At 55.1% G+C, this 15487-nt stretch carries 11 protein-coding genes; 4 read left to right on the forward strand and 7 right to left on the reverse strand.

Annotated elements, in window-relative coordinates; translation table 11 throughout:
- Positions 1 to 1116 precede the first annotated feature (1116 nt).
- The 3 genes from D8Y22_RS11135 to D8Y22_RS22375 all read right to left on the reverse strand — a co-directional run bounded on the left by D8Y22_RS11135 (position 1117) and on the right by D8Y22_RS22375 (position 3931).
- A complete protein-coding gene (locus D8Y22_RS11135; protein ID WP_141464787.1) occupies positions 1117 to 2007 on the reverse strand; it encodes a hypothetical protein in 891 nt (296 codons plus the stop codon).
- A gap of 138 nt (positions 2008 to 2145) precedes the next feature.
- Complete coding sequence (locus D8Y22_RS11140; protein ID WP_141464788.1) at positions 2146 to 3069, reverse strand: HNH endonuclease; 924 nt, start codon at positions 3067 to 3069, stop codon at positions 2146 to 2148.
- Positions 3070 to 3271: 202 nt separating this feature from the next.
- Positions 3272 to 3931 carry a hypothetical protein gene (locus D8Y22_RS22375; protein WP_174811828.1) on the reverse strand — a complete coding sequence of 220 codons (660 nt, stop codon included), beginning with the start codon at positions 3929 to 3931 and terminating at the stop codon, positions 3272 to 3274.
- 488 nt (positions 3932 to 4419) lie between these two features.
- Here D8Y22_RS22375 and D8Y22_RS11150 point away from each other — a divergent pair, with 488 nt between their 5' ends.
- The 4 genes from D8Y22_RS11150 to D8Y22_RS11165 all read left to right on the forward strand — a co-directional run bounded on the left by D8Y22_RS11150 (position 4420) and on the right by D8Y22_RS11165 (position 9822).
- Complete coding sequence (locus D8Y22_RS11150) at positions 4420 to 4686, forward strand: PhiH1 repressor (RefSeq protein ID WP_174811829.1); 267 nt, start codon at positions 4420 to 4422, stop codon at positions 4684 to 4686.
- Positions 4687 to 4950: 264 nt separating this feature from the next.
- Complete coding sequence (locus tag D8Y22_RS11155; protein WP_141464789.1) at positions 4951 to 6567, forward strand: DUF7845 domain-containing protein; 1617 nt, start codon at positions 4951 to 4953, stop codon at positions 6565 to 6567.
- Positions 6568 to 6867: 300 nt separating this feature from the next.
- Positions 6868 to 7575: a hypothetical protein gene (locus D8Y22_RS11160; RefSeq protein ID WP_141464790.1), complete on the forward strand. Its 708-nt coding sequence runs from the start codon at positions 6868 to 6870 to the stop codon at positions 7573 to 7575.
- Between the two features lie 3 nt (positions 7576 to 7578).
- Entirely contained in the window at positions 7579 to 9822 is a 2244-nt protein-coding gene (locus D8Y22_RS11165; RefSeq protein ID WP_141464791.1) for a DEAD/DEAH box helicase, read from the forward strand.
- A gap of 10 nt (positions 9823 to 9832) precedes the next feature.
- On the opposite strand, the gene D8Y22_RS11170 is transcribed toward D8Y22_RS11165, so the two are convergent.
- From D8Y22_RS11170 to D8Y22_RS11185, 4 genes are all read right to left on the reverse strand, one after another.
- Positions 9833 to 10534: a M48 family metallopeptidase gene (locus tag D8Y22_RS11170; protein ID WP_246084411.1), complete on the reverse strand. Its 702-nt coding sequence runs from the start codon at positions 10532 to 10534 to the stop codon at positions 9833 to 9835.
- 41 nt (positions 10535 to 10575) lie between these two features.
- A complete protein-coding gene (locus tag D8Y22_RS11175) occupies positions 10576 to 13548 on the reverse strand; it encodes a type I restriction endonuclease subunit R (protein ID WP_141464792.1) in 2973 nt (990 codons plus the stop codon).
- Positions 13549 to 13551: 3 nt separating this feature from the next.
- Positions 13552 to 14874: a restriction endonuclease subunit S gene (locus D8Y22_RS11180; RefSeq protein WP_141464793.1), complete on the reverse strand. Its 1323-nt coding sequence runs from the start codon at positions 14872 to 14874 to the stop codon at positions 13552 to 13554.
- A partial coding sequence (locus D8Y22_RS11185) for an N-6 DNA methylase (RefSeq protein ID WP_217350879.1) occupies positions 14871 to 15487 on the reverse strand: 617 nt, incomplete at its 5' end. The genes D8Y22_RS11180 and D8Y22_RS11185, both read right to left, overlap by 4 nt.

A 15487-nucleotide genomic window follows, 5' to 3' on the forward strand; every position in this document is an offset into this window, starting at 1 on the left:
CCAGCAAACCCAGTCTCTTAGCCAATAGCTTCCCAATTAGGTACAGTCTCCGCTGAGATGCTACTTCACTCCGCCACTAAACTAGAACAGATGGTGCTGGGACAGTGAGTGATACATACCCGATAAAAATGGTTCAAAGTGAGTCATCCAATCATTTGACTCGCTCACTGTCGAGTGTTGCATTCGCGCCCTGTATCTTGCACGGCAGCGAGAACATCTATTTTAACTGGTAGAATGTATAGCGGTAAGTACGCAGGCTGGACTTGTCGCGAGTTTCATAGATCACTCTAAATAAAGAAACCGTGCTACTATCCACTGACAAGCTGGTTGAACTAAGACGACGATACGCCCTGTGAGTTCAAGAGAGTTGCTAAGCCAACCAGCCAGTTTACAACAATTGTTGTAGATTTGGTACTGGAAGTTCCTTTACCCTTCCTGAAACCAGGCTTCAACATCTTCGTAGAACTGTTGGAGATTTGTTTGATGAAAGGACCCCACGAAGCAGAGCGGTTGCCATTGTTCCCGTTCGTTTGTATGCCGGAGAAACCGATCTGGATCGTGGAGTCCGCTATCGTTCATAAGCGCATCTCGATTGAAGATGATGTGATACCCACCAAAATCACCCAGTTCTCCAGCTTTCTCGAACGCAAGGCACGAAAAGCCACCATGTTGGAAGTCCGTACGGAGCCCTCGAAGAAAACTCATATTCCTCGCGTAATATGAATTGATAGCGCAATTGTAGTCCCAAGGTGGGAACTCTCGCTTCCCATGGGAGCTCTTAGTTCCCACATGTTTAATTCAGTCGATATGAACCTTGGTGAATGTTCGGTACGAGCGAGTCCACCGGACGCTGCTGAAGGACGCCACCAAGCGTGAGCAGACGCTATACCGTTCAAACGCGAGTATGACTCTTTCTGGTGCCTTGTTTCCCGCCGTAGACAGCTGTTGTCTTCGGACCCAGGTTCCGATTGGGTCGATGAATAGGACCACCGGGGACCACTCGAGAAACCCACCAGCAGCTACTGCACCCTTGTACACCGCATCTAGTTGGGTTGGGTTGGATTTCTTTGAGACGTATCGTATCTCTCTCGGGGATCTCTGTGGGTCTGTCCTCGGTTAGCCGTGGACGTCAGATGTCTTCGGTGACTCTATGTCTGGGTGTGTAGCTGTCGCGCCCGGGATGTCAACATCCTCTGGCAAGAGCAATCGCCGTTCAGTATACTCGAGGCCGTTCTTCCGTTCGGTCCGCTTTCGAACTGCGAGTCGGTGCTTGGAGAGATCCAAGATGGCATCGATCACTCTCGAGACAAGCTTCTGTGCGTAACTCTCGCTCACACCTTGCTCCTGTCGACGAATCCAATGTTTGAGGTCGCTGGCTTTGACGTACTCGTCGATACCCTTGCAGCCACTCGCCCACGGATTATCGCCGACACTTGGGTCGACGCGAGCCCGCCAGAGTTTCGCGGCTAACTGCGTCGGAAGGGTGTTTGCCGTCGAGTGCAACAGATCGTCGTCCATCTTCGCAAGCTGTTGAATTGGAAGCAAATCGCCGTATGCAAGCGAAATCTCACCACCGCGATCGAGCGGGTCGCTGTGTTCGGGAAGTCGATAGTATGCTCGTCCATCGTCTTTCCTAATGCGCTCTAGGCGATCATCCGAAACATCGAGGTCACAGTCATCGACGTTTGTCTCAAGCAAATGTGCTCCTTTTTCGATCTCACGCGCCTGTAGCTCCAATACCCGTGCTTTGTTGGCATTGAGTTTCTTTTCGTGTGCCTCCAGGCGAGCCGTGACCGATGTCCGTTCCTCGAGTTCAGTGACTCGACGTTCGAGTCGTTCGTTTTCGGAACGAGCCTCTTCGAGTTCAGTTTCGAGTTGAGTGATCCGATCGTCTTTGGCTTCGAGCGTCGCCTCAAGCGTATCAAGCCGTTCGTGAAGCGTTTCGAATTCAGCGATACAGTCGTCTGGAAGCGATGCAAGCGTCGTATCCGTGAGTTCTGATGGCATGGGTGTTAGTGAGTGAGTCGATAACGAGCAATGCGTTCTGAACGTGCCGAGAGTTGGGACTGTGGTTGGTGCGACTGCCCCTGTCTCCGATTGCATTCGTTACGTGACGACCAAACGGAGACCAGCTAACTCCGCTTGCTACAGATCGTCCATTGTAGTGTTTGCCGAGGTTTCGGACTGCAGTTGGGCATGGTCGATCAACTCGAGCAGTGCCGACAGCCGGGAGGCAATCGTTGCCAGGTCGACTGTCGTATCCTCATCATCGTCGATCCGCAGTGCTCGAGCGCGGTTAACTGCGAAGTCGATAGTGGTACGGCTGTACCCAGTTATCTCGACGATCTGGGTATGTGCCATCCCGTGGGCTGACATCCGCCGTATCATCTCGTCGCGACCAGCACGCTTGGCAGCTTTCGGCGTGTCCGGCAGCCCGATCTGGATCTTTTCTTGGCTTGCTCGCTCTTTGAGCTCCCAGGTATCGTTACTCTGGGGAACGATGAGTTGCTCGCCGCTGAGTTTCCAGCACTGACGTCGGATATACTGATCCGAGTAATCGAGTGCAGCCGCGAGTTTCCCTGTTGAAGCTGGTCCGTGTGCTTCGATATAGGCGATGATCTCCTGATCAGCGCCATTGGGAGTACTCCGTGGTGGGAGTGGTTCGGTGTCTGTACTGCACTCTGTCGAGTTCGTGTGAGAGTCTGCAGACTGGTTCGTTGGAGTCGATGTCGGCTCTGTCTCGGATTCAGTCGTGGGCGAGAGACTGATCGGTTCGTTACCGTGGTGACGGCGATGACAACCGAGGCAGATTAGCAGTAGGTTATGTGGGTGGTCAGTCCCGCCATCTGCTTGTTGTATCCGGTGGTGAATCTCCAGTTCAATGTCGTCGTTGGTCCCATCGGCACCACAGAGTTCGCACTTGTTGTCTCGGTCGGCACGGATGAACCGCCGGACGCTCGGTGTGAGTGAGGGGACGTCCTCGTCGCTTGTCTGTTTGTTCGGTGAGTCGTCACTAATTGTCTCCTGGGTTGCTGCTCCCGGATTCGTGGTGTCGTCGTTTGAGCTCATGATATTAGAGTCGGAATGGGTGTGATTGCCGTGAAGGTTGATCTCTGCGACTGCTCTTCGAGGTGGACAGGCTGTAGGGAAGGAGGGAATTGGTTTGAATCGGCTCGTACCCTATCTGAACGCATAGCCAACAAGATTTGTCTACTGGTCCAGCTTGCTGGATCGGTTTCGTAAGCTGATGATGGGTCTAAGGGGTAGTCCATCACTCGCCCTCACCATGCTGGTACAGAAGCTCGTCGGCGGTGTGACGACACTGGTCAGACGCGATTGCTTCTAGGTGGTCAGTAGGATTGATATCGATGGCCAGTTCCGTAATCGGCTCTCGACCGGTTTCACGCCATTCTCCATTGCGGATTTCGTGGGTGATTCGCCAGGCTTCGCCGCCAGTATCTGGGACGATCATGATTCGACGCTGTCGGTTGTTGATCGTTGTATACTCGAGTATGAGGTTGAGATTATAGTTGGGTGTGACGTCGTGGCCGCCGTCGGTCGTGATGCGTGGGTCGTCGTCGGCGTCGACGAGCAGGAGGCCGTCTCGGTCATCGATGGTCGCGAGGTCGTAGACGCGGACCTCGTCGGCGGGTTCGAACTCGAGTTCGTCGGTGACTGCGTGGCCGACGGCGATGCGGGCTCCGTTATATCGCGTGCCGAGTGTGTACTTAGCGAGTGGCTCAGTGGTGTCGGCATGTGAGACGAGCGCGACGCCGTCTTCGTGGCTGATGGCGTGAGCTGTGGTGGTCGGCCAGTCGCGCTCGCCGAGGGCAGCTGTCGAGATCGTCACCGTTTGGTCGGTGCCGACGGTGTATGTTCCGAGGTAGCCGCTTCCTGTTGGGACGACGTACTTCGGGTTGTGGTAGCTCATCAACAGTCACCCCCCATTGGCTCGAGGATGACCGCGCCCTCGCCGGCAACGATGATCTCCTCGTGTTCGATGGCGCGGCCTTTAGGTCTCTCTGCGGAGAACTGTTCGGATGGACGATCTCTCGTCTGCGCGTCTGCAGTGTGACACGGATGCGTTTTTGAAGGGATACTGTCTGGTGTGTTCTCTTGACCAGTTGGATGGCCAGCTGTGCCGTCGTCTATGGGGCAATATTCATTGCCCCTCGAACTTTCGTATTGCATGGTCGGAAACCTCGTGTAGAGGGTGACCCGATCCCGGCGTGTCTCCAGCACGCCGGACCTTTGTAGCCCGGAAGGGCGGGTCAATTGCTAATTATCACTGGATGTTGATATACTTTACTGACGAGTAATCAGTGAAAGGACACTCAAGACAAGTATTTATGGTCGAGTAATGAGAAACAACTCGTAACCAGTATTCGTATGTTCATTGCTTCCGATTCCATGAATGAGATGCGCCAGGATGCTGAGTGGATGGTTCCATCGGACGACAAAATTCTCGAACTTATTCGTGAATATGGCAACTTGACTCCGACGGCAATCGAAGATCTTGGAGGTCCCAGTGCTGGTCATGCCCGAAACCGGTGTCCTGAACTTGCTAAGTATGGCCTTCTAGAGCGAATCTCGCGGGGGCTCTATGGAATCACCGATGAGGGTGATGCATACCTCAATGAGGAACTTGATGCAAACGAACTTGAATCAGTCGAGGACACCGAGTAATGATCTCTACCTACTCAGAATGTGTTTTCCTATTGACTAATATAGGCTTTAGGCGTACTGCCTCGTGATATCTCGACGGAATCGAAATTTCAATCCCGTACTGAGTTTTCTGAGTCCTGTGACGGTTACCGTTCTTATCGAGAGCTAACCCACTCCGTTTCAATCCCGGCCTAGGCTTGATACGACTCCTTCAATTTCTCCCGTAACTGGGGGAAGGCTATCTGAACACTACAGTTTCAACTCTCATAAATTGGGGTGTCGCGCGTGAGGCAGATCGCGACCGCGCCTCACGAGTGCGAAGGGAACCTCATCTTCACTGAGCACGGGCTCAGTCCCTACTGGATTCTCGGCCGGCTCCTGATTCAACGGTTCCACGGCTACTCCGGTGAGATCGAGACGGAGATGGACGGCGAAGAGTGGACGATCAACCTCAAATACCAGAAGAGCGGGATCGCGCCGCGGCTGCAGGACGATGTCGCCAACGAGCGTCTCTACGAGTACCGGATCAGCGGGTACGGACGCGGAGAGCGGAAGGCGAACTTCCTGATTCAACCGCGCTTCGCCGACATGCGTCACTACGAGACCGGCGACCAGATCTCGACGCCGTTCGATAACATCCCCGAAGACGAAGGGATTAACGTCCGCTTCGCCGGCTCGAACCTCGAGCCGCTCGAGTTCCGTAACCTGTTGCCGACGTTCGTCCAAGAGCTGGCACGAGAGGGAGATCTCCCGATCAACACGGACTACTTCGCGGGAGGCGTCCACGAGATGAGCAACATCACGACCTACGAGCGATACGTCCGACTCAATCGGTCGTGGAGTCCCAAGGTCGTCGGTCGGGCCGGAGTTATGCAGCGACTGATGCACCTCTGTGCGACCGAGAAGGGCAGCAAGTTCGAGTACCGCGTCGACAACGAGGACATCGTCGGATACAACCATCGGGTCCGGCTGCCGACGCCGGACGCGAAGCGACTGATATCGGGCCACCGATTCGGGAAGCAGATCAAGCACTACCATCCGAAGTACGTTCGAGAGGACGATCCATCGGACCCGCTCTACCACCCGAAGATCGGGGTTCTGCTGAAAAAGAAGCTGAACAGCAACCGGTCGTTCCGATGGGAAGACCATCGCAAGCTCAGGCGCGAGATCGACGAGACGATCATCAACGTCCTCTCCTGGAGCAACGTCCCGGTCAAGCCCGACCACACGACGTATGTCCCGGACGACCACTTCGACGCGGTCGCAGCGGACGACCCGGTCGGACTGTTCGCCGATCCGACGCCCGAACTCGAGACCGAACAGAACGCGATGATCCTTCAGACGTTCGTCGGACTTCGTGAGAGCGACGAGGAGGTGCTTAAGAGGCTCGTTACCGACGGTGGCGAAGCACATCCGAACGAGCTGGCGAACGAGACCGGTCGGAGTATCAGCACGATCTACCGGGTTCTCGACCGGCTGCAGGGAATCCTCCGAAACGACAACGCGACCGTCTCGTTCGCGAGCAAGAAGTTCGAACAGGATATCTCTGCGATCGTCGACCAGGTCGAGTTCGGTATCAAGAACGCGGCTGACCGTGTCTCGAAGCTCTACAACCTCGAGACGAAGAACGCGTCATCGAACGCCTGGCAGAAGTTCTGCAACAAGTACGGGGCTGCCCTCGTTGAGGCTGCTGACGGAACTGAGACGACGCTTCGAATCGACATGGTCCTCTCGAAGCTAAAGAGCTCATCCAACCCCCGTATCCAAGACGTACTCGAGGAGGCGATCCGTGCGTGGCGAGCAGTCGGCCGCGATCCCCTCGAGCTCCGGGAGGCGACTGCCCAATGGCAGACCGCTCCCGACACCTGGGAGTACGGGAAGGTCAATCCGACTCTCAGATAGCACTGTCCTGATGAGTGGCAACACTATCGTTCGAGGCTAATTCGCGGCTATTCTCGGCCAATTTCGGCCAAACCCCCATTTCGACTCGAGGCTTGTTTTGCGCATATTCGACGCTCGAGGGTCGTTCGTATATTTCCTCTCCAGTCGGGTGGGAAATCCCCCTTAGGGAGTGTGCCTAAGGGCACTGGCCAAAAAAAGTACCCTCCGCCTCCGCGAGTTCCAGTTGATGCACGAGAAACGGGGGTTAGAGAACTATCAGCTAAGCAAACCCATTATATGATTAGCAACTGTCGTCAGCATATGGGAAGTCTCGCGATCGATATTGAAACTGCGAGTCCGTTCAGAGAACCACAGCATGAGGACTTCGAGAATACGGATTACTTCGAGCTGGTCGCAGTTGCATTGGGGTATCAGTCATCACCTGGCGATGAGGTCGAGACTTCCGTTCTATTCCGGGAAGGTGGATGGGAAACAGAATCGACCGCTACCCTCCTCGAACGGGTTATCGAGTGGTGTGATGGAAAAGAGATAGACAGAACGCTCACCTACAACGGCTCGGGTTTTGACGCAATCCATCTACGGAACTGGGCCTCAGATGTTGATGAACACGGCTTGGGTTCGGATACGAGAGAGCGGATTGACCGCCTTTTCTCGAACCACGTGGATCTCTCCGTTCCAGTCGGCGAACGGTATGCTGACCAACTCGACTACCCGGACTTCCCCAAGTTCGAAGACGCCTGTAGCTGGGAAGACATCGAGACGACTCCCACATACTATTCAGACTACGATATTGACGAAGGGATCTTGGAAAACAGCGAGATCGATGATAACCAGGTCGAGGGATGGCATATCGGTACGACGTGGGGTGAGCGATACGTCCAGTGGATAGAGGCAGGTCTCCAAGAACAGAAATCGTTTATCGAGCTACAACGGCTCATCGAGGATTACGCGACTGCAGACGTGCGTCCCCTGTACGAACTCCACACGGCACTCTCTCAAGAAGCGTAGATCATGACCCTTCCAAACGATATTCCCGACGACGACGCCACGACCGTCAAAGAGATCATGGCCGCTCATGGCTACGACTCACTCAAGGAAACACAACAGTTGGCGTTTCGTGACGGTATCTTAGATCCCGGAAATCATCTTCTCGTCGCCGAAACGGGCAACGGAAAGACTCTCTGTGCCGAAGCGATCACGAAGAAGGCGCTCGAGAACGGTGGGCGAGTCGGTTATCTGGTTCCGTCCCGACAACTCGTTCGCGACAAGCGTGACTCGCTTCGCGAGTGGGGAGGAGACGAGTATCAGATCAAGTCCGATCGAACCGCCTACCGATCAGCGGATGTCGCCGTCAAAACGTTCGATTCGTTCTACCAGGCAATCCTTCGAAACACCGGAGGAGCCCGCAATCTCGATGTGATCGTTCTCGACGACTTCCACGAGATTTACGGAACGTTCCGCGGCCCAGAGATCGAGAAGTCGATCGCCGCGGCACAGTACGAGGGGATCGAGATCTTCGCGATGAGTGCCACAGTCGGCAATCCTGAGGAACTCGCGGACTGGATGGATGCTGACCTAACCGTTAGCCCGGAAGGTCGGCAGATCGAGATCGACGAGACCGTGGTCGATGTCGGGAACAACGAAAAGAAAGAGGCCGTCGTTGATACCATTCGAAAGCACCGCAACAAGGGCCCCTTCCTCGTTTTCAACTATGCGAAGCCCTGGACGGAGTCTCGAGCAGAGGCGATCGCCGATACCGGACTCTTTCGAGGGGCTTCGGACCGGAACTTCCGGTCGGAACTCCAGAACAAGATCGACGGACGGCTCACAGATACGCTCGAAACCCTCGCTCGTTCGATGGAGAACGGCGTTGCGTTCCACCACGCGGACCTCCCGACCAACGTCACCAACTGGATCGAGGATCTCTACTACGATGGAGAGATCGAGTGCCTGTGTGCAACGACGACGATCGCATACGGTTTCGACTCACCGGTCCAGACCGTTGTCGTGGCGGACATTCAACGTGGTCCCAACTACGTCGGTGTCTGGGAGTACGTCCAGTGGATAGGACGAGCCGCACGCCCCGGCTACGGGTACGAAAAGGGGTATGCCTTCACGCTCACTGACGAGCCCGGAGAAACAGTTGGTCGGTACTTCGAAGAACATCGAGAACTCGAGCGGGTTCGGACACATATCGAGAACGACGAGCGCTTCCGATGGCTCATGTTGGAGCTGGTCGCAACGGGTTGGGACACTCCCCACGAGATCGAGGCATTCGTCAAGGAGATGCTCTACTGGGACCAACTCAAGCAGGTCGGTGCGTGGGGACGAGAACACGAGTCTCGGGACGAACGCTTGAACCGCCGGCTGCGGATGACTGCAGACTGGCTAATCGAGAACGGATTTATCTCGGAACTCGACACGGAACGTGGGTTCCAGACGACTGCACTCGGTGATGGGGCGGTAGATTTCGCGTTCAACACCTTTGCGAGTGCGACACTCTCGGCGATCAAATCGTTCTATGAGTGGACCGAGGAGACAGAACACGATGACATTACGCAGATCGGTACGCTGAACAAGACAACGCGGCTCTTCAATCACTCTCTTAGCGCACGTAACGGGTCCGACGAGTTGGAAGCGAAACTCGAGGAGCACGGTATCGCAGCCGACAAGTTCGGCATCACGGCAGGGGTAATCCGCTGGTACTGGATGGCCAATCTCGATACGCGAGATATAGAAGAGCGAACCGAAGTCGATGCAGCGTATGTCTCCAGTACTGCACGTCGGATCTCACAGACGATCGACGCGACCCAGTACATCATCGATGCTGCCCCTAATGCGCGACGACCGGACTGGTTCGATACTCTCGTCGCTCGAGTGGAGCGTGGTGTCCGCCACGAAGAGGTCCCACTCGTCGAGAACGTCCGAGGGTTGGGCCGCTACCGGGTTCGAATGCTCCGTGAATACCTACGGTCGTCGGACCTACCGGCTGCCCAGGGCCTCCCCGAAGGAACGGTATGGAGACAGCTCAAGGGATTTTACAACGAGATCGACGACCCCGATCAGTTCGAGGAAGTACTGCGCGGCAACATTAACGGGATCGGCCCGGCAACTGCTGGAAACGTCCGGTCATTCGTAGAGCATGGGAGTGTCAGCGACCGCTACCACGAATCTGCCGACGAACTCGAGGTGAATAGTGAAAATCACTCGACTAGCCACAGTCGGGCGACGAGTCTCGACGACTTTGGGATATAATCGGTACCGCTCAAACCGTCAGTGTGTTCCCATTGAGCCGAAGCCACTTGCGCCGGTCTTCATAGTCAGGGATGAGCGTCCCCACTGTATTCCAGAACCCCTCTGAGTGTTCATCATAGGCCGCATGGGCGAGTTCGTGGACAAGGACGTAGTCCTGGATCCGGACGGGTGCGAGGATCAACCGCCAATTGAGTCGGACGGTGCCACTTTCGTACTCTCCCCAGCGGCCATCGATCTCACAGACATCGATTGGAACGTCTGTTAGACCCAACTTTGCCTCATACCGGGGGCACCGCTCGGGAAGTTCCTCTTTCGCACGACGAAGATACCAGTCGACGACAGCCTGGCGCTTGCGGCGGATACTCACATGGTCTGCTGGCGCATCGAGGTGGTGTACCTCGAGTGTGAACTCCAGACCATCGAACGAGAGCCGTGGCTCGGAAACATCCGCCTCGACGACGTCGAGGTGGTACTCACGGCCGCGGTAGGGCAGCTTCTCGCCGCTTAGGTACTCTTTCGGATATGGCGGCTCCGATTGCTCTTTGAGCCCGTAGAGTTTCTCGAGGATCCATTCCTGACGACTCGTAAGAACCTCCTCAACCTCACTCACTGTTGCCGTCATCGGAGCGCGCACTGTGAGCTCGAGTGACTGGTCTACTGAGAGTCCAATCGTCTCGCGGTCCTCTACCCAGTCGATTTCGTAGGGGACCACAGTTTGCCCGATATGGTGCTCTCTCATGTGCCGGGACGTTTTCATTCGTAATGGGCTCGAGCGAGTTGGATCACTCGGTTCGTGAGTTCGTCGCGCTCTTGGTCGGTCAGATCGAGATTGGCCTTGTAGAGTTCGATCTTCACCTGCTTTCGCATTTTATTCTGAACGTTGACCTTCTCTTTCCACTCGACGATAGTCACGAACTCCTCGGCTGCGGTGACGAGCTTCCCGGTCAACTCGAGGAGGTGCTCCTCGTCAATGTCGCGTTCGGCCGCGTCCAGGGTATCTTCCAGTGCATGGTAGAACGACAGTTCCGTCGTGTCGTCGAGCCCCTTCGATCGTGCCGCTTGCTCGCGTGAACGCATTTCGTCCATCACCTCGCGAAGCTCCTCGATGATCTCGCGATCGGAAAGGCGTTCCTGGCGGTACTTCTCGATGAGTTCTTCGACGCGTTCTCGGAGCGACCCGTAGTGAACCGGGTCCTCGTCGAATCTGACGGTGAGTTCGTGCTTGACTGCATGTTGCATCTCACTCGCCTGGGCTTCGTCGCTCTCTAGATTATCAAGTCTCGTATCGAACTCGTCTTTGTCCATCACGGACACCGGCTCGTCGTTCAGGACCTCAATGCCGGACGAGCGGATGTGCTTGTGGATCAGATCCCGGACCTGTTCGCCTGTCCCCTCGAGGTTCATCTCCTCGTCGCGATAGCGTTCCTTTGCACGCGCGTAGATCTCGCTCAGTTGCTCGAGGTCGTCCTTGTAAGGGTTCGCCATGGGATCGGGCAGGACGATATCCATGAACTTCGAAAAGCGCTTGAACGCGTTGTTGAACTCAATGCGGGTGTCTTCGGGCTCGAGGGTCTGAAGACATGTCTCGATGTCCTCGAGGTTTTCGAAGAAGATCACCGCCTTTCGATGGGCTGCTTCGAGGTCTTTCTCTTTGTCCTTGAGCGGGACCATCGCACGTTCGACGTCTTCGGCGCTGAACATCGCAAGTGCCTCTTTGAGTTCATTCGAGACGCCGTAGTAGTCGATGATCAGTCCGTAGTTCTTATCGGGGAACGGCCGGTTGACGCGGGCGATTGCTTGTAGCAGGTTGTGCTCTTTCAGGGGCTTATCGAGGTACATCACCTGTGCGACCGGCGCGTCGAAGCCCGTGAGCAGCATGTCACAGACGACGAGCAATTCAACCTCTCCGTCAGGGTCGACGAACGAGTCCTTGTACTCCGAAAGTTCGGCGTCGGAGGGTGCCCACTTCTTGATGTCCTCGGGATCGTTATGATCGTGAGACACCACGACACGTGACTCTGGGCCGTTGAACTCATCGAGTTTCTCCTTGTAGGTGATCGCGGCGCGCTTGCTGGTCGTGACGACCATCCCCTTGAACGTGTCCGCGATTTTGTTCTCGTAATGGTCGATGATGTCCAGCGTAACGCGCTCGATGCGTGACTCGGCTTCGGCAAGGTCCTGTGTCTTTGCGTAGCGCTTCTTGATTTCCGCTTTCTCTTCTTCCGTGTAGTCAGCAAAGACACGGTCGAACATCGTGTCGATAGTCTCGCCCTCGAGGTGCATATCCGCGAGCAGGCCCTGATAGAGGATTTCGACGGTGGTGTCGTCCTCGAGCGACTGGTCGATGGTGTAGGTGTCGATGTAGTTGCCGAAGGTCTGGCGAGTGTCACGCTCTTCTTTCTCAATCGGCGTGCCGGTGAATCCGACGTAGAAGGCGTTAGGTAATGCCGTACGCATGTTGTTTGCGAGGTGCTTGTACTGGGTCCGGTGGGCTTCGTCGACCATTACGTAGATGTCCTCGTCACGCGAGAGAATCGGGAAGTCACCCGCTTCATCCTCTTGAAGCTGGAACTTCTGGATTAGTGTGGTGATCGTCTCGCCAGCGTTGGCGCTGAGCTTTTCGCGGAGATCCTCGATCCCATCTGCCTTCTTTGGGTTCGGGAACCCACAGCGCTCGAAGGTCGCATGGATCTGGTCGTCGAGTGCCTGTCGGTCGGTGACGAGCAAGAGCGTTGGGTCGGCCATCTCCCGGCGGAGTTTGAGCCCGAGGAAGAGCATCGTGAGCGACTTGCCCGACCCCTGTGTGTGCCAGATGACGCCGCCGGGGGTTTCGCGTCGGTGGCGCTTTCGGATCCGCTCGAGTGCCTTGTGGACAGCGCGATACTGCTGGTATCGAGCGACGAGTTTCACGCGGCCGGTCTGGTTGTTCTCGAAGACCGTGAAGTGTCGGAGGAGATCGAGCAGTCGCTCGGGTTCGAACAGCGCGTACAGCATCCGGTGCTGTGGCGGCACGTAGCCCTCGAGGTCGAACAGGTCCTCGAGATAGTCGTCGTCGACGGGGTAGGGATCGCGCCATGGCTTGTACTGGTTCTTTGGCGTCCCGTAAGACCCCATCACCGCGCCCTCGTACCACGTCGCCACGGAGAACTGGTTGTACCGGAACAGCTCTTCCGCACCCTCTGTGGCCGTCGGCTCACGGACGTTCTGGTAGCGCTGGAGTTGCTCGAGGGCCTCGCTTCTCGGCTCTGCGATGGTCGGCGACTTACACTCTATGACGCCGAGCGGGATGCCGTTGACGAACAGGACGATGTCGGGTTTGATTGTCTCCATCGGACCCTCGACGCGGAACTGGTTGAGCGCGAAGAAGTCGTTGTTCTCGAGGTTCTCGTAGTCGATGTACTCGACCGTCTGGTGTTTCAACCCATGATCGCGGTCCTGTTTGACCGACGTGTGGCGAACGAGTTTCTCATGGATCTGCTCGTTCTCGTGCATCGTGCTCGTCCCCGTGACCTGCTGGACCTCACGGACGGCCTTGTTCAGGTTGTTCTCGTTGATCCATGGGTTCAGCCGTTTGACCGCGTCGCGAAGGCGTGACTCGAGTACAGCCGAGGACTGTGTTTCGCGGGGGTCGTGCCACGTCTCGTGTTGTTGGTCGACGACCTTCCAACCGAGTTGCTCGAGGGTCTCGAGGGCAGGCTGTTCGGACTCGGCGTACTCGTCTACCATGGGTTAGTTCTCGGTATTAACGCGGACTTTGCCGGTGAGAAGGTCCTGCATGAGACCCCGTTTGAGTTCTTGGAGTGTCTGTTTGTGCTCCTGTTCGTCAGCGATTTTATCGTCAATAGTAGATATCCGATCAGCGATGATCCGCTGTTCCTCAATTGGAGGAAGAGCAATTTTGAACTGTCTTAATGCACTGAGATATATGTTTGTTCGAGCTGCGTCACTGCTTGGGTTCACTGTTACATTCAATAAGGTATTTCGGGAACCAATCAGATAGTATTGGAGATATCGAGGATCAAACGCCTTGTTTTTAGGAAGTAGACCAGCAATCGCTTGATTAGTAGCTGCATCTAATCCGAGTCTGGCGGTCTTACTGACCGTTCCCTTTCCATAGAGAGCCAAGAGTAAGGTTCCCTTTGGGAATACGACACAACCGGATTCCTCAAGCGCTTTCTCGGTTATTTTTTCTTCAGCCTGTTCAATCACTCCGTCATTAAACTCTCCCGATTTGATCCAAGGGATTGAACCGTCTTCCCAGTACTCCTCATTGCTTCTTTTGGGAGTAGACCCACTTTTGATATTGGCAATCTCTCTCAATTGGACAACATCCCACTCTGTCGGGATTGTCGAGCGTTTTGGGCCAATATACATCTCTTTGAACTCATCGTGACCAATTCCTCTGTGTAATAAGTTCTGCATTACTCCGCGCTTCAACTCTTTAGCCTCCTCAATGATTTCGTCCGTCTGCTGAATCTGCTCGTCAACCGTTGAGAGGATGTCGGCGATGCGGCGCTGTTCGGGGAGTGGAGGATATGGTATCTCTACCGAAGCATATTCAGAGGCGTTTATGTTTGCGTGTGTGGTGCTTCTCGCCATACTGTCAACCCATTTTCTGAAATATTGAGAGTTAGTGAATTGATTGATATATTCGTCACACACTTCATCAGACAGTTTGAAACGGATCAAGTAGCCAGCGAACGCACAAGGAACGTCACAATCGGCTTCGGAATACAAATATGATCGTCCAACTGCACCGGTTCGAGCAAACAATAGATCTCCCTCTTTTAGACGATATTTTTCGTTTCCATCTATTGGGATACTCCTCATCTCGTCGTTTTCGAGATAACCTTCTTCAGAGAGGTCTGTGATCCTTACATAACGGAATTCATCTGGATCGTACTCTTCCGCGGAAGCGTTAGCTCCGTACTGCCCACTATTCTCTGTGATCCCATTTAAGGAAACGAGATCCCAGTCCTCTGGAATCTCGACAAAGACAGGACCGATTGAAACCTGCTGCATCCCCGGTTTTGGTCTTGGTTCCGTCCTCATCGGTACTCCAACTCCTCCATATACTGCTGCAGTTTCTCGTCGGTTTTCTGGCGCTCTTCAGCCAACTTGTCCAACTCCCGAAGCTTCTCGCTCACGTCGACCGGTTCCTCCGGTTCCGTCGTGTCGACGTACCGCGGCACGTTCAGGTTCCAGTCGTTCTCCTCGATCTCCTCAAGATCCACCAACCTACTATGATGGTCCTCTTCTCGCCCGGTCAAATGCGTCTCGGCAAGATACTCAACGCCTTCCTGCGTGAGTTGATTCTGGTTCGAGAGTTCCTCGAAGACCTGCACCTCCGACTCCCGAAGCGTCTGGTCCTCCGCATAGATGAACTGGACCTTGCCCTCGCGCTCTTCAGGCTTGTCATTGTTCATAATGAGGATACAGCCCGGCGATGACGTGTTGTAGAAGAGGTTCTCGGGCAGCGCGATGACGGCCTCGATCAAATCTGCCTCGAGGATCGGCTTCCGGATCTTCTTCTCCGAACGCGAGCGGAAGAGAACACCGTTATCCATAAGTATGTGTTTAGCCCGAGCTGATTTCGGTACTCTCTCGTAGAAAGCGTTCAACGGACGCGATATGAACAGGCAGCAGACATCGGATACGACTCTCA

This window comes from Salinadaptatus halalkaliphilus, assembly GCF_006543045.1.
Classification (GTDB): Archaea; Halobacteriota; Halobacteria; order Halobacteriales; family Natrialbaceae; genus Salinadaptatus; species Salinadaptatus halalkaliphilus.